Raw genomic sequence first — 18262 nt, 5'->3', positions numbered from 1 at the left:
TCGCTTGTCTTGTTTTGACCCAGTTCTGGACAACCTTTATAATCGTTAAAGATGTAGCGCTATAAAGGCAAGATGGTCCGGAAATGAGGTTTTTACATGCGAGTGGACGAATTTGATTACCAACTTCCTTCTCATTTGATTGCTCAACATCCTATTGAAAATCGTTCAGAAAGCCGTCTCATGGTGGTTGATCCCGTCACGAAGACGTGGCAACATCGGCGTTTTGCACAGATTGTCGAGGAGTTGCAGTCGGGAGATGTCCTGGTTGTTAATGATTCCCGAGTTTTACCGGCTCGTCTGGTGGGTGAAAAATGCGATACGGGTGGGCGCTTTGAACTGCTCCTCTTGCAGCCTACGGGTGAAGATACATACACAGCTTTAGCCCGGCCAGCCAAACGTTTGCGCCAAGGGTCTACATTGCAGTTTTATCCAAAAGGTGATCTGTCTCAACCGCTGGTTGGCGAAGCCGAAGTTTTGAAGGAATTGCCGGACGGGGTTAGAGAAATACGATTTACTCAGATGAGTTCTTCTGATACGTTGCATGCTTATATTGAAAAAATTGGCGTCATGCCGTTGCCTCCCTATATACGGGCACCACTGAAAGATGAAGAACGGTATCAAACAGTTTATGCGCGTGTGACAGGCTCAGTAGCTGCTCCAACTGCGGGGTTGCATTTTACCCAAGAACTGTTGGAAGAGTTACGCAGTCAGGGTGTTTTGATTGCCCCGGTTACTCTACATGTAGGATTAGGTACTTTCCGTCCGGTTCAAGTGGAAGAAGTATCTGCTCATCAGATGCACAGTGAGTGGTATGAAGTGCCAAAAGAAACGGCTGATATTGTGAATCAGGCTCATGCAAATGGCAAACGTGTGGTGGCTGTTGGCACAACAGCTTTGCGTACTTTGGAGAGCGCTGGATCGAGTGGTGTTTTGCAAGCAACTTCTGGCGAAACAGATATCTTTATATATCCAGGTTATCGCTTTCGAATGGCAGATGCCTTGATTACCAATTTTCATCTGCCTAAATCTACTTTATTTATGCTCGTTTCAGCCTGGATGGGACGTGAGTTTGCCTTGCAGGTATATGAAGCTGCCATTGCTGAGGAATATCGATTTTTTTCCTTTGGTGATGCCATGTTTTTAAAACGAAGAGGTGAAGCATGACCAGTTCTATACAATTTAAGATTCTCAGCACAAGTTCAAATACGAACGCTAGGCGTGGTCGATTGATTACTCCTCATGGAACCATCGATACGCCTGTTTTCATGCCGGTTGGCACTCAGGCTACCGTCAAGACACTTTCACCTTTTGAATTACGTGAGATGGGCGCGGGCATCATTTTGTCCAATACTTACCACTTGCATCTTCGTCCCGGAGAAGATTTGGTGGATGAGGCAGGCGGGTTGCACCAATTCATGCGCTGGCCAGGTGCTGTATTGACTGATAGCGGTGGATTTCAAGTGTTCAGTTTGGCCAAATTGCGCAAAATCACCGATGAGGGCGTGACCTTTCGCTCGCATATTGATGGTAGTCCGCGTTTTTTTTCTCCCGAAACGGTTATGGAAATTGAAAACAAGCTAGGAGCCGACATTATTATGGCATTCGACGAATGTCCTCCTTATCCGGCTACCCGAGAATACATTGAGACTTCTTTAAAACGAACGCTGGCTTGGGCTAAGCGTTGTAAGGCGAGTCACCAGCGATCGGATCAACAAGCTTTGTTTGGCATAGTCCAGGGTGGCATGTATGCAGATTTACGCCGAGAAGCGGCACTTTCGCTGGTCGATCTCGATTTTCCAGGTTACGCGATAGGTGGATTGAGCGTAGGCGAGCCGAAGCCTATGATGAATGAAGTTTTGGCGGATGTTGTGTGCCACCTGCCAGTAGATAAACCGCGCTATCTGATGGGGGTGGGCTCTCCAGACGATTTGTTTGAAGGTGTGGAGCGAGGCGTGGATATGTTTGACTGCGTTTTGCCAACGCGCATTGCCCGCAATGGCACAGTCATGACAAGTCGGGGCAAAGTAGTTTTGAAAAACGCTCAATACTCCCGAGATTTCGGACCGCTTGATGAGAACTGCGATTGTCAAGTATGTAAAGTTTATACACGGGCGTATCTTCGTCATTTGCTCAAGGCTGGTGAAGTGCTTGGTATTCGCCTTACGTCCTATCATAATGTATACTTTTTACTGGACATGATGAAGAAAATTCGCAAATCAATTGAAGAAGATAGGTTTTTAGCCTTTAAACGCGAATTTTATGAGTCTTACGGTTTTGCCAACAATGACTCGGAATAAACAAGATTAGGTTTTGAGGTATTGTTCTAAATGCAGTAGGCTCACAGAGTAAATCCAAAAATGAGGTGAATTTTTTGAAACCATCCGCTCTTCTTATTATTGTTGTATTTATTGCGGTATTTTATTTTCTCACAGTCTTGCCGCAGCGTCGCCAGCAAAAAGCTCGCCAGGCTATGATGAATCAATTGCAACCAGGTATGCGCGTTGTGACAGTAGGAGGCATTTATGCGACTGTGGTGCGTACAGCCGACTCTATGGTAGAAGCTGAAATTTCTAATGGTGTAGTGATTGAGATCGACCAGCGTGCCATAGCGCGTGTGGTAGAAGATAGTCTATCTCGTACCCCAGTTGAACAAGAACAACCTACATGGCAAACGTCAGAGGAGGCAGAAGAGGAGACAAACGCTGCTCCCGTTTTGGCCGAACACTCTGACAGTGAAGTGACTCAGGGCAAAGAAGAGAAAGACGAAGAGTAAACCTAAGGGATTGTAGGATAGAGTAAGCAAGAAAACCGAAGCGGCCAGAGTGCAAATCTGTTGCGCTTCGGTTTTTTATGCTATGAAACATCTATCAGTATTTTTCCAAATGACGATGAGCGCCGATAATGCCGACGAAAGATCCAGCCAAGGTCATTAAGAGTATGCGAAGTACTCCACCTGCGTCAAGGGTGAATGTATGAAAGGACCAAAACCCAATCCCTGTCATGATTAACGAGAAGAAAAATCCTGTCATGCCGCCCACATACCAACCGGGTTTGGATACTGTGTGTCTACTTGCTGCGTAGGCGCCGCAAACAGTAGCGAGAGCATGTACGATATAACTGCTCGTAATCATCATACCGTCGTCCCACTCATAGGATTCGGCCAACCACAAGGAAATGAGAATTCCTGCTATGGAGAGGACAATAGCCACAGAAATACCCAAAAGGACTGGATAGGTCTTTTGATCAGACGGCTCCCACGCATTGAAAGCGGGCAAGTCGTTCACCTCCAGAGTTCACCTACTTGTCAGGGTTGTTCTTTCGTGATGTTTCACATGTATTCAATGATTATGTTTTCTATGCAAAAATACTTGTTACATTTTTCTGTATATATAGGTTTGTAACGTATGATTCAAATCCTGCCCAAAAACGCTTATGTATCAAGACTTCTGAGTTCTTGTCAGAAGTCTTTTCTGCGTAAAATCTACAAAAAATCTACAAAACTAATTTTCGTCTCCGATCAAACGAGAAAATTTATCAACCGCATTCTTGTGCATGCGCTGGGTAACATGAGCATATGTGTTTGCTGTTGTGGAGATATTGCTATGCCCTAATCGGTCGCTGACAATTTTCAGATCAACACCGCTTTCCAACATCCATGTTGCATGTGTATGCCGCAGATCGTGAAAACTGACTCTAGGCAAACCTAAAGCAACTATCGCGTTGTGGAACATCACAGAAAAGGTAGCTGGATGCGGTATATCGCCATCCCAATGTGCAATGACATATTTATTTTCGCTCCATGTTTCTCCTCGTAAACTTGTGTGATGTTGATGTTTTTGATACCACGTATTCAGTTCAACGATGACGTTTGAGGATACGAAAATGGGTCTTAGGCTATCCTGTGTTTTAGTATGACCGATCATGTCTTGATTCCGTTTTCTTTGCCTCGTTCTTTTGACTCGAATGATATTTTCTTGCCAGTCGATATCCTGCCACTGAAGTCCGGCGATTTCACTTCGCCGCATTCCTGTATAGAGCGCCAGATAAGAGGCTTGATAAACGATATCGCTTCGTTCTTTTAACCATTGTAAAACAGTCAACGCTTGCTTCACGGAGAGTATATTACGCTTGTTGATCCTGTTGCTTGGAGAATCAACCCGCTGCATGGGGGATACATTGATATAACCCATTTTCAGCGCTCGATTCAGTGCGGTTCGTAAAATACGGTGGATTCGATGCACGCTAGAAGTGCTCAAACTTTTTTGCCAATGAGCATACAATCTTTCTATGTGGCGGGGTTCGAGGCTTGATAATTTAAAGTCCCCCAAGAACGGAATAATGTAGTAGTAGCATGTGTACTCATACGTCTCCATACTCATAGGCGACAATCTGCTTCGACATTGTTGGAGCCATATTTCTAAAAAGTCAGCCAAAGTGATATGAGAGTCTAAACTCCCTTCTAACTCCGTTATATGCTTTCGCATGGCTTCATCGGCAGCTGCTTTCGTCGCAAACCCACTTCGCCATATCTGACGATATTTGCCCGTGGCTGGGTCGCGTTGAGTAGAGAGGATGTAACGGTAGAGTTTTTTTCCTGATGAGTTTTTATAAGACACGATTCTGCCTGTCGTCATTTTTTAGCCAATCTCCTTCAACACAAACTAGAACAAGATGTCTTGCAACTGATGATCTCGTACCCACAGTCGTAACCGTTCAGCAGAGGAGTAAAACGGCATCAGAAAAGTATCTGAGATAAGATAGATCGCATCTCGTTTGCTATATGTGAGCCATCTGTTGATATGTTTGTCCAACATGCAGGTGGGGGCGAGGAGGTATAAAGCCATTTTTTCAACATCTGCTTCCAAGCGTTGAAGTTGGATAGGGCGCATAGACCAGGCGTTCCCTGTGGTAGCGACGTGATGGCAGATTTCATGTGCAAGATGATGACGTAATACCGCTTCATCATCGACGGATGAGTCTAAAACAACATAACGTGTTTTTTGATCTTGATAACAGAAACTAAATTCGTCTGTTTTAATTTTCATCCCAATTTTTTCAGCTAGAACATCCAGTCGGATGTCACAGGGGCGTGACGGACGAATGAGGGATAAGATGTGGGTTTGTACAAAGGTTTCATGTCGGTTCATGGCAACATCTCCCTAAAACGATGGTAAAATAAGAACGTATGTTCGTATTATATCACCAATTTTTGGGGAGAAATAGAGCGGAATTGATTTTTTAGACAGAATCAAAAGTGGAGAGCATCAACTTTCTTCTCTCCACGCCTTGATCATGGCTAAAACTTTTCTCCGATCACGTTCGCCCAACGCAGCAAAATCCTTAAAAAACAAGGTGACATCCGGATCGTTCAAAATCTCACGTAAGGTTTGGAGTTCAGTTTCGTTCAGTTCTATGCCAAGTGGATTTTCATCAGGATTAGGCCCCACATATGAACTGTGGTGCGCCGAATCTTCTCCGGTAATCAGGTAATCAATAGATACGCCGAAAAAGTCGGCAATTTTCTTCAGCGTGTCATAGTCGGGTTGTCTCTGCCCCTGTTCATAATTAGCTAGTTTCCCGCGCGACATCCCCAAACGTTCGGCCAGCGCATATTGACTCATCTTCAATTCTTTACGGAGCTTTGCAATGCGCTCACCCAACGTCATTCGATCCACCTCTTGATTATTGTAGGAAACTACACGTTTCTAATCTACAAAAGACACAAAAAGTTTCTTCTTTGTATTGACAGACACATTATGTTTCTGTATCATAATGATGTGAACGAAACATTACGTTTCCCACAGGAGGGTGGTGCTGATGTATGGCAAGACCGAGAAAGCAACTTTTTGAGTTGCGTGGTCAAATGTCTCGTTCGCAGGTAGCTAAAGCTATAGGGATCACCACTCAGATGCTTGGAATGATCGAGCGTGGTCAACGTTCGCCATCTCTTGCGCTTGCGAAAAAGATTTCAGATTTCTACGGAAGAAGTGTCGATGAGCTTTTTTTTGAAGATGATAGACACGTTTCGTTGCCTTCGAATCATACAGCTTAATAAAAAGTATTAATGAATTAGATAGTTTTAGAGATTTAATCGAACCTTGAAAACTGAATGCATTTAACGAATCACACGGTATGAGTGGGAGGTTCGTGATGGCTGATGTGTTGATATTTCAACATACGGTATTCGGAAGAATCAGGGCCGTCGAATTGGACAACAAGATTTACTTTGTCGGAGTCGACGTAGCAAGAACATTGGAATACGCCAATCCCAGCAAGGCGGTTCTTGATCATTGCAAAGGTATTTCCAAGTTGGGAATACCTTCGTCAGGAGGTATCCAAGAGACAAACGTCATTCCTGAAGGTGATGTGTACCGACTTGTCTTGAAGGCAGCAGAGCAAAGCAAAAACGCTGTCATTCGGGAAAAGGCAGAGCAATTTGAGCGTTGGATATTCGATGAGGTTATTCCCTCCATTCGCAAGCACGGTGTCTATATGTCGCCAGAGAAGATTGAGGAAGTGTTGCTGAATCCTGACACCATCATCAAGATTGCCACGCAGTTGAAAGAAGAACGTGAGGCGAGGATGAGGCTTCAGGCGAAAGTGGAAGCGGATAAACCGAAGGTTCTTTTTGCGGAAGCGGTTGAAGTTAGTCAGACGACCATACTCATCCGCGAATTAGCCCTGTTGTTAAAACAAAACGGTCTTGATGTGGGTGAGAAGCGTTTGTACAAACGCTTACGAGAAATGGGCTATCTCGTTCGCAGAGAAGGCACTGACCGCAACATGCCGACACAACGGGCTATGGAACTAGGGTTGTTTGAAGTAAAAGAGACACCCATCGTGCATTCGGATGGTCGCGTCACGGTCAGCAAAACACCGAAAGTGACAGGGAAAGGCCAAGTCTATTTTGTCAATCTGTTTCGTCGTAAATTGAATAAGCAGGTTAACCCTAATGACTTGAATCAAATTTCCTTTGTCGGCGGAGAGGGATCGTTCGACCGCCCTACAAGGTAGTCGAGGCTTACGTTGAAGAAGTCGGCGAGTTTGATGAGTGCGTGATGATCTAATGGCCGTTCATTGGCTTCGAAATACTGAACCGGCCGAGTTGTTTTGTATCCCATAAACTCACTCAATTCTCGTTGAGTGATACCTTTTTGTTCTCGCAGCAGTTTTAGTCTTTCGCCAAGTGTAGCCATACAATCCTCCGATATTGACACGTCCATTTGTTACGTGTACAATACAGACGTGAATAAAAATTACGTAAGGTGTGGTGATGATGAAAACGATACGTTCAATTCTTCAGTCCGCCCGCAATAAAAAGGGGCTAACACAACAACAAGTAGCCGACAAGCTCGGTATCGCTCTTCGTTCGTACCAACACTACGAATATGAGGAGAGAAAGATTCCGTTAGTTATTGCGGCTGATTTATCAACCATATTGGATATCAATATTTACGACCTTGTTGTACGTAATTCTACACCAAACAACGAGTCAGCGTAAAGGATGGTAAGGGATTGAACAATCTCATTAACTTTTAGTAGAGACGCGGTTTCTCGCCTTGATAAAGACGAAAAGAATACCGTCGCCATTACCTACGGAAATCAAGGAGGGATGAAAGTGTCAACGGTCAAGGAAGCGGATGAACACTTAGGAGTCAAACCGGAAGATATACCGCTTGTGTTTGACTGCAAGTTCCTCGCCAAAATCCTGTGTGTTTCATACAGCACAGCGAGGACAATCATGCATCAACCTGGTTTTCCGGTTTGGCGAATATCCGAAAAGAAACACCGAATCTACAGAGATCCTTTTCTCAAGTGGCTAGAGGAACAGGTTGGATTTTAGCGATGGGGATATAAGACGCCCTCTGCTAGTTGGGAACCTCTTCCACAAATCATGTAAAGGGGATGAGACGATGAAATGTCGCTCCGACTGCCTGTTCTCCATCCAAGGTGTATGTGGGCATGTTTCTCCTTCGTTTACTGGTGTAGATAGTGGCGAGGACGTTCAGTTTTTGCGTTGCGAAACCTACACGTGTGGGGAGGGCATTTCCTCATCCTTTGCGCAAGATGACAACTTGTTCGATGCCACCTAGTCCCGAAGTCACATGAAACTATTTTACCTATCTAACTTTTCCGTTTCGTTCATAGCGTGAACGTGGATGTCAATTTCGACGTGGTTGAAGGTTTCGAGCAAGTGAATGGAGAGGGTTTCGGTAAAGGCTTTGAGTATGCGTTCGAGGTCGGTTTGTGACATGGGGCGTTCTCCTTTGAGGATGCAGGATGTTGGGAGCAATCGGCGCGGGGCTGCGTGATCCGATTGCTTGATGGGACAAGCTCTCTTGAAAGGGGGTGAGAAGGTTGAAACGACGAGCCTACAAGGTGCTGAAAGTCTTGAGAGCGTGGTCGAACGTCTCTCAACAACAAATGGCTTTAGCACTGATGGCTGATCAAAGCACGATTTCTCGTGTGGAGAGAGGTGAGGTCGAAGCGGATGAGGGGTTTATCCGGCGGTGGATCGACACTTGCGGAGGGATGCGCTCTCTCAAGCAGATTGCAGATGAAGTTTACAGCGCTATCGAATCACTCAACTCCAATCGCTTGTTGCCAGTGTAAAACGTCTTGAAATCATAGGTTATGCAGATTTCCCAAAAAAGAGAAACGGGGGCAAGTGGATTGGGCGGACTAGATGCTTTTGCGATAGAACTCCAGTCGAAATTGGCAGATCAAGCCGAGGTTCGAGCGAATACAGAGGCACTGCTCGATGTCGTTGCGGAAATGCTGACAGCTTTCGATTCGCTGCAAGTGCTTCAACACCAGTGGGAACGTGCGGCAGACAGAGCGGAACGGATGGCGGTGGATGGAGCAGAAGTAGACGCTGCTATGGTTGGTCGAGCTATGGCGATTCACCAATGCTTGTACGACTTGGAAAACGCTTTGTCGCCGTTGGTTGCGGCTCGAAAAAAGTATGCCGCAGCGCTAGGAACACTGCGGCATGTTAGGGGTATATAGGTCAAACTCCGTGCCTATCATACCCCGAATTCGAAAATGGCTCAAGTCAAGGTGGTGGAAGAAGGTGTCCGTTGCACTCGATACAGTCCAGCGTTGTGATGTTTGCCGTGGCCACTTCAGAGGACAAGCCCTCACGCCTGCAATCGGATATGACGGTGTGGAATACGTCTGTTCTGCATGTTTGAAACACTATCCCGAATGTCCTTCCTGCGGTGAAAACGTGTTAGGGGACTTACAGTTTCGATACAAGGACAAGTCTATATGCCAGTTTTGCATCGAGGATGCGAAACAAGAAGCGGAAGAACGCAGGGATATGCAAGAAAATGCGGATTTGTATGCCTACTTAGACCGATTGGATGAGGAACGGAAGGAGAGACGACTATGGCGCTAACCAAAGCGGATGTACTGGCACGCACGACAGAAATGAGTCAAGAGGAATGGAAAGCCCTTCGACGCAAAGGAATTGGGGGTAGCGATATCGGTGCGATCTGTGGAGTCAATCCTTGGCGTTCTGCCTACTCGGTCTATCTCGACAAAATTGGGGAATTGCCTGAGAAAGAACCGAATGACGCTATGCTTTTCGGAACGCTTATCGAACCCATCGTGGCAGATGTGTTTGTGGAACGTACAGGCTATAAAGTCCAACGTCGAAACGCTATCCTCCAACACCCTGACCATCCTTGGGCAATCGCCAATGTTGATCGCATCATCCTCAGCAAGGAGCGAGGAAACGGAGTCTTAGAGATTAAAACGGCCAGTGAATACCAGGCTAAACAGTGGGAAGAAGGCAATGTGCCGGAGCAATACATCCTACAACTCCAATGGTATCTGTTTGTGACTGGATTTCGGTGGGGAGCTTTCGCGGCACTTGTGGGCGGTAATAAATTTTTCTGCCACGAGATGGAACGGGACGAAGTATTGATCGAGAACATGTTGACGATTGCGAAAGATTTTTGGCATTGTGTCGAGACCAAAACACCGCCGACGATGGATGGCTCCGAAGATGCGACGAACGTTTTGAAAATCCTCTATCCCACGTCCAGACCGGAAACGGAGATTGAACTCGATGCGCCGGAGGCGAAGCAGTGGGTAGAGCAACTGGAGCAGGCTAAAGCGGCTAAAAAAGAGGCGGAAGCCCTGGAGCGCGAAGCGGAAAACCACTTGAAAGCATTGATGGGCGAAACGGAAATTGCCCGAATCGGAGAGCACAAAATCACTTGGAAGACGGTCATCAGTCGCACACTCGATAAGAAAGCACTGGAATCTGACCATCCTGAAATCCTTGAAAAGTACATGAAAGAAAGCGTCAGTCGAAGATTCACGCTCAAATAAATTGGAATAAAAATCGGAAGGTGGGCAACCGAATGGGTCAAGTGAAAAATGGAACACAACTGGCAGGAAAACTCGCTGAACGCACGCAGACGACAGGTTCATCCGTATCAACCTCTCCCGCTCAGACGATTGCGGCGTATCTCAAAAAGATGGGTCCGCAGTTGGCGGATGTTTTGCCGAAACACGTGGACTTAGATCGACTTCTACGCATCTCGCTCACAACCATTCGAACCAACCCTAAACTCCTTCAATGCGAAATGCCGTCACTGATGGCAGCTGTCATGCAAGCAGCCACGCTCGGGCTTGAGCCTGGTCTCTTAGGACATTGCTACATCATCCCTTACGGACGAGAGGCCACTTTCATTATCGGCTACAAAGGCATGATTGACCTCGCAAGGCGTTCCGGCAATATCCAAAGCATATCGGCTCACGAAGTCTACGAAAACGACTATTTTGAATTGACCTACGGTTTGGAAGAAAACATCAAACACATCCCTTGGCATGTGCGGACGGATGAAGTCAAGGATCAACCTGGTCAACTCCGTGGTGCGTACATGGTGGCCCATTTCAAGGACGGAGGACACTATATCCACTACATGCCGACGCAAGAGATTGAACAGCATCGCAGGCGCAGCAAGGCGTCCACGAACGGACCCTGGGTGACGGACTATGTGGAGATGTGCAAGAAAACGGTTGTCCGAACAGGCTGGAAATGGCTGCCGATTTCCATCGAGATCGCCGAACAAGTTGTGCAATCCGACGAATCTACACGAAAAGACATTACAGAGCCTGCCGACTTTATCCTCACGGATTATCAAGAGAAGACTTTGGAGAACGAAGAACCCGAAGAGAAGGCTCCTTACGTGGATGCAGAGGTTGTTCAAGAAGAAGAAAACACTGAAAAAAGCGGCTTGTTTGAGTGAGGTGTAGGTGTTGATCAATCGCGCTGTATTGATTGGAAGACTCACGAATGATCCGGAACTTCGATACACAAGCAATGGCACGCCCGTTGCGACCTTCATACTAGCGGTCAACCGCCCTCGCACGAAAAACGATCAGCAGGAAGCGGATTTCCTACCGATTGTGGTTTGGAGCAAGATGGGCGAATCCTGCGCTCAGTATCTACACAAAGGCTCCACTTGCGCCGTGGACGGACGAATCCAAACGCGCTCCTACGAGAATAGAGATGGCCAAAAGGTGCGTATCACAGAGATTGTCGCTGAAAATGTTCGATTCCTTGATCCGAAAGGAGGGAATGGCCGTGGGACAAGCCCAACAACATCTACTCAACCAGCATCGAATGCGCGTCCAGCCACAAGTCAACGACCGAGTTTTGAGGACGATCCCTTTGCAGACGATGCGACCATCGATATATCCGACGAAGACCTGCCTTTCTAGGAGGCTTCAGAACTTCGTCAAAGCCATCCTGAGTTACATACTACCATTGCTGATGCTGACAGGATTCGGATGGCTGGCTTTCCACAACTACAGCGCCTCTCATCAGGTGACGGCTATACATACTCGGCGCGTAGTTGTCCTACCTGGTACGAGTCTATGGTCTCTGGCAGAGAAATATGACAACCAAGATAATCCTTGGTCGGTAGAACGGTGGATTGAAAAACGGAACGACTTGAAAAGCGCGGATTTACAAGTCGGGGAAACGTTGGTTGTTCCGGTGAAATAAAATGCAGCCCATCAATGGCAACAGAATGTTTTGTGTTTACAAAATTTACGCTTCTTATAAGAGGGGGATGTCTTCAATGAGTAGGAAAGCCTTCATATCCAGCGATATCGCGCATGACGAAAAGCTATACGATGTAGCGCAAGAAGAGCCACTGGCGGCACTCATCTTCCCAATGCTCATCACTTACTTCGACGACTGGGGGAGAGCTATAGATTCACCCAAGCGAATCAAGACGCAACTCTTCCCTGCTGTCTCTATCGTTACCATTGATGTGATTGAAAGAGCCTTATCTCTTTTTGCGGAATACAAACTTATCGAACGGTACGAAGATGAAGAAAACCGATATATCGCCATCCCTTCCGAGAAATGGTTCAAATGGCAGACGCACATTCGCACTGAGAAAAGGTTGAAAGATCAAAGCAAGTATCCTCCCTGCCCGTCCGATGTAGCGAAAAAACGCGAAACTGAACGAGATAACGCGCAAGTGCGCGAAGTTGCGCGCATCTGCACACCTTCACCTACACCTTCACTTACACTTACACCTTCAAAAGATAGTGATGATGATGATCACACGCATGCGCACGCGCGTGAAGCGAATAAGGAAATTGTTTCCTGTTATGAACGAGAGTTCGGGCGTTTCCCCAATGCAACCCAAATTGATGATTTGACTGAATTTATCGAAAAAGGGATGGAAGTCGATTTAGTGACCAAAGCCCTTCATATCGCCAGACAAAACGCAAAAGATGCTGGTTACGCTTTGGGTATTCTGCGCCGACAATATGACCGGGGCATCAAAACCGTTGCACAGGCAGAGCTTTACGAAACTGAAAGGCAGAGTTCTGTAGGGGGTATGGATATTGCAGTCTATACGCGAACGAGTGGAGCATATAGCGGCTATAGCGGCAGGCGCACAAGGAGTATCACAGGAGGCCGAGTCGGAATCGTCTAAGCAAACTTACGACTGCCATCGCTGTAAAGATACGGGTGTCGTGGTGCTTTTGCTTGACCTGGACGAAGAAGTGCCGATTGGTGACAGACGTATGTGGGATGAACAGTTCCACCAACGAGCGCATGTGATGAAATCTTGTGGATGCCAAGAACGCAAGCGGATTGAAAAGCTTTTTCGGTCGAGCAACATCACAGAAAACTTTCGCAAAGTCGGGTTCAAGGGATTCGTCATCGACGGAAGACCATCGTGCGTTCGCGAAGCTCGTGATGTAGCGCTGAGATACTTTCAGACGTTCGACAGCATTCGCAACACGGAGCACAACAGTCTGACATTGCTTGGACAACCAGGCAGCGGCAAAACGCATTTGCTCATGGCTGTCTGTAATGGGCTGATGCGAAAAGGTATTCCGGTTCAATACTTTCCGTGGGTCGAGGGATTTGGGGATTTGAAAAACCACCTAGATGACCTCGAAGAACGAATTGACACGATGAAGCGTGTGGATGTGTTGTTTATCGACGACCTGTTCAAGGGGCGTCGCCACCCTACTGACTTCCAGCTAGAGCAATTGTTTAACGTGGTCAACTTCCGCTATCTCAATTGCCTGCCGATGTTGGTTAGTTCTGAGCGAGACATAGACGCGATATGTGCGATTGACGAAGGTATGGGTCGCCGGATTTGGGAGCGTTCGTATGGCCACAGGGTCATCATGGGTCTATCGCCCGAAGAACGGGACGCGGGGATGGAGTTAAATTTCAGTCTATGCCAACCAGAAAAGAGTTGATATCCGAGTTGGAATCTCAAACATACAAGACCTGCGAGATTTGTCACCAAACGTTTCCTGGCACGAATGAGTATTTTCACAAGACGGGCAAAGGATATCTGCGAAAGCAGTGCAAAAGATGCCGATCCAAAACCCGATTGGATACCGCAGGAAGTCAGCCTCAACGCATACGAACCGTCAGTCGCGAGTATATGACGGCTTTGGTTTGGAAAGTGGTTGAAATCATGCGTGAGGAAGAGGAATTGAACGCCATGCACGAGCGCAGGAAGGCGTACCTGGCGTGGCAAGAATCCAAGCAAGGTGGTGATTCTCAATATGGCCTACGGGGATCGAAAACGTATGCGGGAAAGGATACCGCTATCCGCGAGCCGATGGTATCCGCAAGGGCTGCCTGTTACGACAGCCGAGGAGTGGTATGAACTCTTTGATCGGGTGGACGAGCCTTGGACGGAAGAAGACGAAGCCTACTTGAAAGAGTGGTACTTTCTTGAAAATACACTCGATTTGGCGCTGGCCTTGGGGAAGCATCCGTGGCAGGTGCAGCAGTACGCGCAAAGGCGGTTGGGGTTGTATAAGCTAGGCGATCCGCATGACTAAAGCGCGTACGCAAAAGTGCTCCGCATGCAAACAAATCAAGCCTTTGGATGAATTCCCGAAAAACAAATCAAGGGCCAATGGCTACGCCGTCACTTGTAGAGACTGCTACGCCGAGAATAGAAGGCGGTTTGTGGCTCTCGATGCTACGGTTTCTCGTCAAAGCAAACGGACTTGGGCAGATGTCATTCCGGATCAGAGGAACCATGCAGATTCGACGTATGAGAGGGTTTTTCAGTGGCTGGATGAATGGCAGCGAACAAAAATATTAAAGCCAGCACAAGCCGAGGCGTTGTACTTGCATGCGGTGGAAATGCAGACCTACCAGGAAATCTCAAGTTTTGTGGGGTGCGACTACACCACAGTGCTCTATCACTACAACCAAGCGATCAAGAGACTTCGTGACTTCTACCTGGATCGATTGCAACAAGAGTACGGTGAGGATTGGATATACGTGTTGTGCAGTCCGTGCTCAGAGAGGAAAGTTGTCGAAGAAATCTAGTCCTCATCCTCCGGCAAAAGGTTCCGACGCTCCAGATAGTCCATCAATGCCTTGTGAATGTACCACGAAACGCTGCGATCTTCTTTTTTGGACAGTTCGTCTAAGATTTTCCACACCACAGGGTCAATGGTGATGGACGTTCGTTTTCGATTCTCTTTCCCTAATCGTCGATTCGCCATAAATGAACACCTCGATCAGCATCGTAACACGTTTGTAAAGTATATGAAAAGATAATATTTTATATGATTCTATATTCAAAAGTATTACCTTTCATGCTAAACTATAGGTATGAAACACAAAATTAGAAACGGAGGAAATGTTGATGAGAGCTACTGGGATGGTCAGGAAAATTGACGATTTGGGACGCATTGTTGTTCCGAAGGAGATTCGTGAAAACCTTGGATGGGAGATGAGCGATTCGATTGAGATATTTGTAGGCGAGGATGCTGTATTGCTCAAAAAGTATCGAAAAGGCTGCTTCATCTGCGGAAATGTCACCGACGACAGCGTGAATATCAAACACATCAATCTTTGTGATGCGTGCATCCGAAAACTCAAAGAATCGAACGGTGGTGCTTGAAAATGGTTGTTCAAAATGCTGCGTTAGGGGACGCAGAGTTGTTTTTAGATGAGCAACGCAGGCTTGTGTACTATATGGCGAATCGATATCGAGCGTCTTTTGAAAGGTACAACTGTGATTTTTCTGAGATCGTCTCTATCGGGAATGTGGGGCTGGTCAAGGCTTACCAACATTTTGATGGATCGAAGGGCGTCAAGTGGAGCACGTATGCTGCCAAATGCATTGAAATGGAATTGTTAGGGGCGCTACGGAGTTTAGGACGCAAAAAGTGGAATTACACGCTGGAACTTGACATTGCGACCGATGAAGACGGAAAGAAACTGCGTTTGTTGGACGTTTTGCAGTCAGAAGACTCTACATGGTCAGTGGATTGGTCAGACGCCATCGAAAGATTAGGCAAGCGTGACCGATGGATTGTCCAGATGCGCATCTCCGGCTACTCACAAAAAGAGATCGCCAAAAGATTAGAGATGTCGCAAACTCAAATCTCAAGAATCATCCGTAGGTTCAAAGAGAGTGTTGTGAGTTGACTGAATACAAAGTGGCGTTTCCTTCGCATCATTTCACAGGCTACGCATTGGCAGCTTGTCTGCGTAGCCTCGCCAATCAAGCGGAAAAAGAAAGAGACCAGAGGGTAAGCGGTGTAAAGATCGATAAAGCAACGAGGTCGCTGGTGATCACGTTCGGAAAGGATGATTCGGATGCTGGAACTGATGCAGGCGAAAAAGGAACTGGAAGTGGCTGAGAACGCCTTTGATTGGGCCGATGAAAAGCATGTAGATGTGGCCATTTATCGGCTGAAAGCAGCCGAATTGGTCTACTCCACAGCTCTGAAAAAAGAAAAGGAGATGATATATCGCTATGGAAAATCCGTGGAAAAATGAGCCAGATCGTTTGGAGTGGGAACACAAAGGGTTCAAATGTTTGATCGTTCGTCATGGGACGATGAAGCATTTGTGTGGATATGTAGCCATTCCACAAGATCATCCTTGGTACGGATTGAGTAGTTTTGTAATCAATGCAGATGTTCATGGGGGATTAACTTTTAGCCGATTCGGTCATGCGAAAGAATGCGAAAATCATCCTGACTACAAGCCTGCCACAGATGAAAAAGGGAGGAAATTGTGGTGGGTTGGGTTTGATACAGCACACGCTGGCGACTTGATTCCTTTTGAGATGGAACAAGGACGCTGGATTGATCCAACGGTCGAATATCGCAACTTCGATTACGTCAAGGAGCAGGTGCAAAAACTTGCCGAGCAAGCCGAGGAAGCACTTCGACAACCTTCGCAAGAATTTCGTAGAGTTCTACTTCGTGCTAGCAATCCTTGGAAGTATTTGAAGATTGGTAGTGAATATTTGCTCAAAAGAAAGGGATGGACAGGGTATATCAAGGCTTTACAGAGTGGTCGAATCGTTTGGATGAACGAGGATGGAACCTACGAATCGTGGATACCGTACATTCAAGACATGATGGCATTTGACTGGGAAGTGTGGGAGAAGATAACAAATTAGAACAGGAGATGGATTTCATTTGAAAACGTGTTTAGTAACTTTGGACGAAAAAGTTTCTTTTTCGAGGCATGTCGTCATTAAAATCCCTGACGAGAAAAATGTAGAAGAATTCAAAGAAGAATTAAGGAAAGTGGAAAATAAAATGGAGGAAAGTCCTTCCCTATCCTTTCTATGTTCAGAAGTGTCAAAGTTAGGATACAAAATTTTGAATTCGCTTGATACGAGCTTCGAATATCCTGACTCTCTAAAAATCAATGTTAGGTCTGTCGTAGATATAGATGAAATTAAAGAAGTCATGAGCGACAACACACGACGACCATTGGCTACCACTCCAAAAATATATCCAATAGACAGTGAAATATTAGAAAAATTGAAAAGAGGTGAAACTTTTGACCACATACACCAGCCTCCCACAACCGATCTATATTTCCGGTCCGATGACAAACTATCCCAATTTCAATCGCGACTTGTTCAACCACGTTGCGTCAGAACTGAGAACACAAGGTTGTACAGTGCTCAACCCTGCCGAGATACAGGGACATGACGACTGGGATTGGTCAGACTGGATGCGAGAAGCGATCAAAATGTTGTTGTTCGCCAAGTCTGTTGTTCTGTTGCCAGAATGGAACCTGTCTCGTGGTGCGTCATTGGAGTACGAGATTGCTTTTAACTTGGGATTGGAGATTGAAAAATGGGAGAGTGAAGAAGGTGGAACGAAAATATGAGTTTACTGGAGAAACAAAGGAGTTTGCTGGAAGAACGCTTCATCGTATTGTGGCGGTTCGGGATTTTGGAAGCGTCAAAAAAGGAACTTTAGGTGGATGGATTGAGAAAGAGGAGAATTTATGCCACGAAGCCGACTGTTGGGTGGCTGATGAAGCATGCGCATTTTCCGATGCATATATAAGAGATCAGGCTTGTATAGATGGGAAGGCTTGTATAGATGGGGAGGCTTGTATAGGAGGGAAGGCTTATATAGGAGGGGAGGCTTGTGTAGGAGGGGAGGCTTATGTGGGGGAATATGCTTATATAACAGGAGGGGTTCATATAGCGGGAAACGTTTATATAGAGGGACGTGCTGTCGTGGAAAGTCCAAACGATTATCTGTACGTTTCACCTATCGATGCTCATGACAGTGTTTTTACAGCGTACAAAAGTGAATTAGGGATCGAGTGGAATATAGGTTGTTTTCGCGGAACTTTAGAAGAGCTTGAAAAAGCAGTAGAGGGAAATGAGGGGAATCATGGATTTGGCAAAGAGTATCGAATTTTAATCGAGCTAATTAAAGAAAAGTTTAAGAAAAACTGAAGATAGGC

General features: G+C 46.3%; 31 protein-coding genes. 24 read left to right on the top strand and 7 right to left on the bottom strand.

Annotated elements, in window-relative coordinates; translation table 11 throughout:
- The first annotated feature begins 96 nt into the window (after nt 1-96).
- From queA to yajC, 3 genes are all read left to right on the top strand, one after another.
- A complete protein-coding gene (gene queA / locus ACOJUR_RS12495) occupies nt 97-1164 on the top strand; it encodes a tRNA preQ1(34) S-adenosylmethionine ribosyltransferase-isomerase QueA (RefSeq protein WP_072872684.1) in 1068 nt (355 codons plus the stop codon).
- Nucleotides 1161-2297: a tRNA guanosine(34) transglycosylase Tgt gene (tgt, locus tag ACOJUR_RS12490; protein WP_420950190.1), complete on the top strand. Its 1137-nt coding sequence runs from the start codon at nt 1161-1163 to the stop codon at nt 2295-2297. Before queA ends, tgt begins: the two co-directional genes overlap by 4 nt.
- A 74-nt stretch (nt 2298-2371) precedes the next feature.
- Complete coding sequence (gene yajC / locus ACOJUR_RS12485; RefSeq protein ID WP_420950189.1) at nt 2372-2773, top strand: preprotein translocase subunit YajC; 402 nt, start codon at nt 2372-2374, stop codon at nt 2771-2773.
- A gap of 94 nt (nt 2774-2867) precedes the next feature.
- On the opposite strand, the gene ACOJUR_RS12480 is transcribed toward yajC, so the two are convergent.
- From ACOJUR_RS12480 to ACOJUR_RS12465, 4 genes are all read right to left on the bottom strand, one after another.
- Complete coding sequence (locus tag ACOJUR_RS12480; protein WP_207549673.1) at nt 2868-3284, bottom strand: TIGR04086 family membrane protein; 417 nt, start codon at nt 3282-3284, stop codon at nt 2868-2870.
- Between the two features lie 216 nt (nt 3285-3500).
- The gene (locus ACOJUR_RS12475) at nt 3501-4616 is read right to left on the bottom strand and encodes a site-specific integrase (protein WP_420950188.1); all 1116 of its coding nucleotides are present in this window, start codon (nt 4614-4616) and stop codon (nt 3501-3503) included.
- Between the two features lie 45 nt (nt 4617-4661).
- Complete coding sequence (locus ACOJUR_RS12470) at nt 4662-5147, bottom strand: ImmA/IrrE family metallo-endopeptidase (protein WP_420950187.1); 486 nt, start codon at nt 5145-5147, stop codon at nt 4662-4664.
- 117 nt (nt 5148-5264) lie between these two features.
- Nucleotides 5265-5666: a helix-turn-helix domain-containing protein gene (locus ACOJUR_RS12465; RefSeq protein ID WP_420950186.1), complete on the bottom strand. Its 402-nt coding sequence runs from the start codon at nt 5664-5666 to the stop codon at nt 5265-5267.
- 155 nt (nt 5667-5821) lie between these two features.
- On the opposite strand from ACOJUR_RS12465, the gene ACOJUR_RS12460 reads away from it, so the two are divergent.
- Together ACOJUR_RS12460 and ACOJUR_RS12455 are read left to right on the top strand one after the other, a co-directional pair.
- On the top strand, nt 5822-6052 hold the full coding sequence (locus tag ACOJUR_RS12460; RefSeq protein ID WP_420950185.1) for a helix-turn-helix transcriptional regulator: 231 nt from the start codon (nt 5822-5824) through the stop codon (nt 6050-6052).
- 98 nt (nt 6053-6150) lie between these two features.
- A complete protein-coding gene (locus ACOJUR_RS12455) occupies nt 6151-7014 on the top strand; it encodes a phage antirepressor (RefSeq protein ID WP_420950184.1) in 864 nt (287 codons plus the stop codon).
- Here the strand turns inward: ACOJUR_RS12455 and ACOJUR_RS12450 are convergent.
- Complete coding sequence (locus ACOJUR_RS12450) at nt 6963-7121, bottom strand: hypothetical protein (protein WP_476692319.1); 159 nt, start codon at nt 7119-7121, stop codon at nt 6963-6965. The genes ACOJUR_RS12455 and ACOJUR_RS12450 overlap by 52 nt on opposite strands.
- Before the next feature lie 155 nt (nt 7122-7276).
- Here ACOJUR_RS12450 and ACOJUR_RS12445 point away from each other — a divergent pair, with 155 nt between their 5' ends.
- A complete protein-coding gene (locus tag ACOJUR_RS12445) occupies nt 7277-7501 on the top strand; it encodes a helix-turn-helix transcriptional regulator (protein WP_420950183.1) in 225 nt (74 codons plus the stop codon).
- A gap of 117 nt (nt 7502-7618) precedes the next feature.
- Entirely contained in the window at nt 7619-7843 is a 225-nt protein-coding gene (locus ACOJUR_RS12440) for a DNA-binding protein (protein ID WP_420950182.1), read from the top strand.
- 273 nt (nt 7844-8116) lie between these two features.
- On the opposite strand, the gene ACOJUR_RS12435 is transcribed toward ACOJUR_RS12440, so the two are convergent.
- Entirely contained in the window at nt 8117-8254 is a 138-nt protein-coding gene (locus tag ACOJUR_RS12435) for a hypothetical protein (RefSeq protein ID WP_420950181.1), read from the bottom strand.
- A 104-nt stretch (nt 8255-8358) separates the two neighbouring features.
- Here ACOJUR_RS12435 and ACOJUR_RS12430 point away from each other — a divergent pair, with 104 nt between their 5' ends.
- From ACOJUR_RS12430 to ACOJUR_RS12385, 11 genes are all read left to right on the top strand, one after another.
- A complete protein-coding gene (locus ACOJUR_RS12430; RefSeq protein ID WP_420950180.1) occupies nt 8359-8613 on the top strand; it encodes a helix-turn-helix domain-containing protein in 255 nt (84 codons plus the stop codon).
- Between the two features lie 21 nt (nt 8614-8634).
- Nucleotides 8635-9009 carry a hypothetical protein gene (locus ACOJUR_RS12425; RefSeq protein ID WP_420950179.1) on the top strand — a complete coding sequence of 125 codons (375 nt, stop codon included), beginning with the start codon at nt 8635-8637 and terminating at the stop codon, nt 9007-9009.
- Nucleotides 9010-9073: 64 nt separating this feature from the next.
- On the top strand, nt 9074-9400 hold the full coding sequence (locus ACOJUR_RS12420; RefSeq protein WP_420950178.1) for a hypothetical protein: 327 nt from the start codon (nt 9074-9076) through the stop codon (nt 9398-9400).
- The gene (locus ACOJUR_RS12415) at nt 9391-10341 is read left to right on the top strand and encodes a YqaJ viral recombinase family nuclease (RefSeq protein ID WP_420950177.1); all 951 of its coding nucleotides are present in this window, start codon (nt 9391-9393) and stop codon (nt 10339-10341) included. The genes ACOJUR_RS12420 and ACOJUR_RS12415 overlap by 10 nt, the downstream gene beginning before the upstream one ends.
- A 32-nt stretch (nt 10342-10373) precedes the next feature.
- Complete coding sequence (locus ACOJUR_RS12410) at nt 10374-11264, top strand: recombinase RecT (RefSeq protein WP_420950176.1); 891 nt, start codon at nt 10374-10376, stop codon at nt 11262-11264.
- 10 nt (nt 11265-11274) lie between these two features.
- Entirely contained in the window at nt 11275-11739 is a 465-nt protein-coding gene (locus tag ACOJUR_RS12405) for a single-stranded DNA-binding protein (protein WP_420950175.1), read from the top strand.
- Between the two features lie 52 nt (nt 11740-11791).
- Complete coding sequence (locus ACOJUR_RS16000; RefSeq protein WP_476692318.1) at nt 11792-12025, top strand: LysM peptidoglycan-binding domain-containing protein; 234 nt, start codon at nt 11792-11794, stop codon at nt 12023-12025.
- Between the two features lie 76 nt (nt 12026-12101).
- Nucleotides 12102-12974 (top strand): DnaD domain-containing protein, encoded by an 873-nt coding sequence (locus ACOJUR_RS12400; protein WP_420950174.1) that lies wholly within the window; start codon nt 12102-12104, stop codon nt 12972-12974.
- Nucleotides 12883-13755, top strand: a complete 873-nt coding sequence (locus tag ACOJUR_RS12395) for an ATP-binding protein (RefSeq protein WP_420950173.1) — start codon at nt 12883-12885, stop codon at nt 13753-13755. Before ACOJUR_RS12400 ends, ACOJUR_RS12395 begins: the two co-directional genes overlap by 92 nt.
- A 315-nt stretch (nt 13756-14070) precedes the next feature.
- Entirely contained in the window at nt 14071-14352 is a 282-nt protein-coding gene (locus ACOJUR_RS12390) for a hypothetical protein (RefSeq protein ID WP_420950172.1), read from the top strand.
- A gap of 130 nt (nt 14353-14482) precedes the next feature.
- Nucleotides 14483-14851, top strand: coding sequence for a sigma factor-like helix-turn-helix DNA-binding protein (locus ACOJUR_RS12385; RefSeq protein WP_420950171.1), 369 nt, complete (start codon nt 14483-14485; stop codon nt 14849-14851).
- On the opposite strand, the gene ACOJUR_RS12380 is transcribed toward ACOJUR_RS12385, so the two are convergent.
- Nucleotides 14848-15030 carry a ribbon-helix-helix protein, CopG family gene (locus ACOJUR_RS12380; RefSeq protein WP_420950170.1) on the bottom strand — a complete coding sequence of 61 codons (183 nt, stop codon included), beginning with the start codon at nt 15028-15030 and terminating at the stop codon, nt 14848-14850. The genes ACOJUR_RS12385 and ACOJUR_RS12380 overlap by 4 nt on opposite strands.
- Nucleotides 15031-15188: 158 nt before the next feature.
- Here ACOJUR_RS12380 and ACOJUR_RS12375 point away from each other — a divergent pair, with 158 nt between their 5' ends.
- From ACOJUR_RS12375 to ACOJUR_RS12350, 6 genes are all read left to right on the top strand, one after another.
- Nucleotides 15189-15431, top strand: a complete 243-nt coding sequence (locus ACOJUR_RS12375) for an AbrB/MazE/SpoVT family DNA-binding domain-containing protein (protein WP_420950169.1) — start codon at nt 15189-15191, stop codon at nt 15429-15431.
- A gap of 2 nt (nt 15432-15433) precedes the next feature.
- Nucleotides 15434-15961, top strand: coding sequence for a sigma-70 family RNA polymerase sigma factor (locus ACOJUR_RS12370; protein ID WP_420950551.1), 528 nt, complete (start codon nt 15434-15436; stop codon nt 15959-15961).
- A gap of 171 nt (nt 15962-16132) precedes the next feature.
- A complete protein-coding gene (locus tag ACOJUR_RS12365; RefSeq protein ID WP_420950168.1) occupies nt 16133-16315 on the top strand; it encodes a hypothetical protein in 183 nt (60 codons plus the stop codon).
- The gene (locus tag ACOJUR_RS12360) at nt 16293-16946 is read left to right on the top strand and encodes a hypothetical protein (protein WP_420950167.1); all 654 of its coding nucleotides are present in this window, start codon (nt 16293-16295) and stop codon (nt 16944-16946) included. Before ACOJUR_RS12365 ends, ACOJUR_RS12360 begins: the two co-directional genes overlap by 23 nt.
- Before the next feature lie 380 nt (nt 16947-17326).
- Nucleotides 17327-17671 (top strand): DUF4406 domain-containing protein, encoded by a 345-nt coding sequence (locus ACOJUR_RS12355; protein ID WP_420950166.1) that lies wholly within the window; start codon nt 17327-17329, stop codon nt 17669-17671.
- Nucleotides 17631-18254, top strand: coding sequence for a hypothetical protein (locus ACOJUR_RS12350; protein ID WP_420950165.1), 624 nt, complete (start codon nt 17631-17633; stop codon nt 18252-18254). The genes ACOJUR_RS12355 and ACOJUR_RS12350 overlap by 41 nt, the downstream gene beginning before the upstream one ends.
- Nucleotides 18255-18262 lie beyond the last annotated feature (8 nt).

The organism is Alicyclobacillus tolerans, assembly GCF_048984885.1.
Classification (GTDB): Bacteria; Bacillota; Bacilli; order Alicyclobacillales; family Alicyclobacillaceae; genus Alicyclobacillus_I; species Alicyclobacillus_I tolerans.
The sequence above is the reverse complement of the archived record's forward strand: the minus strand, read 5'-3'. Positions and strand labels throughout refer to the sequence as shown.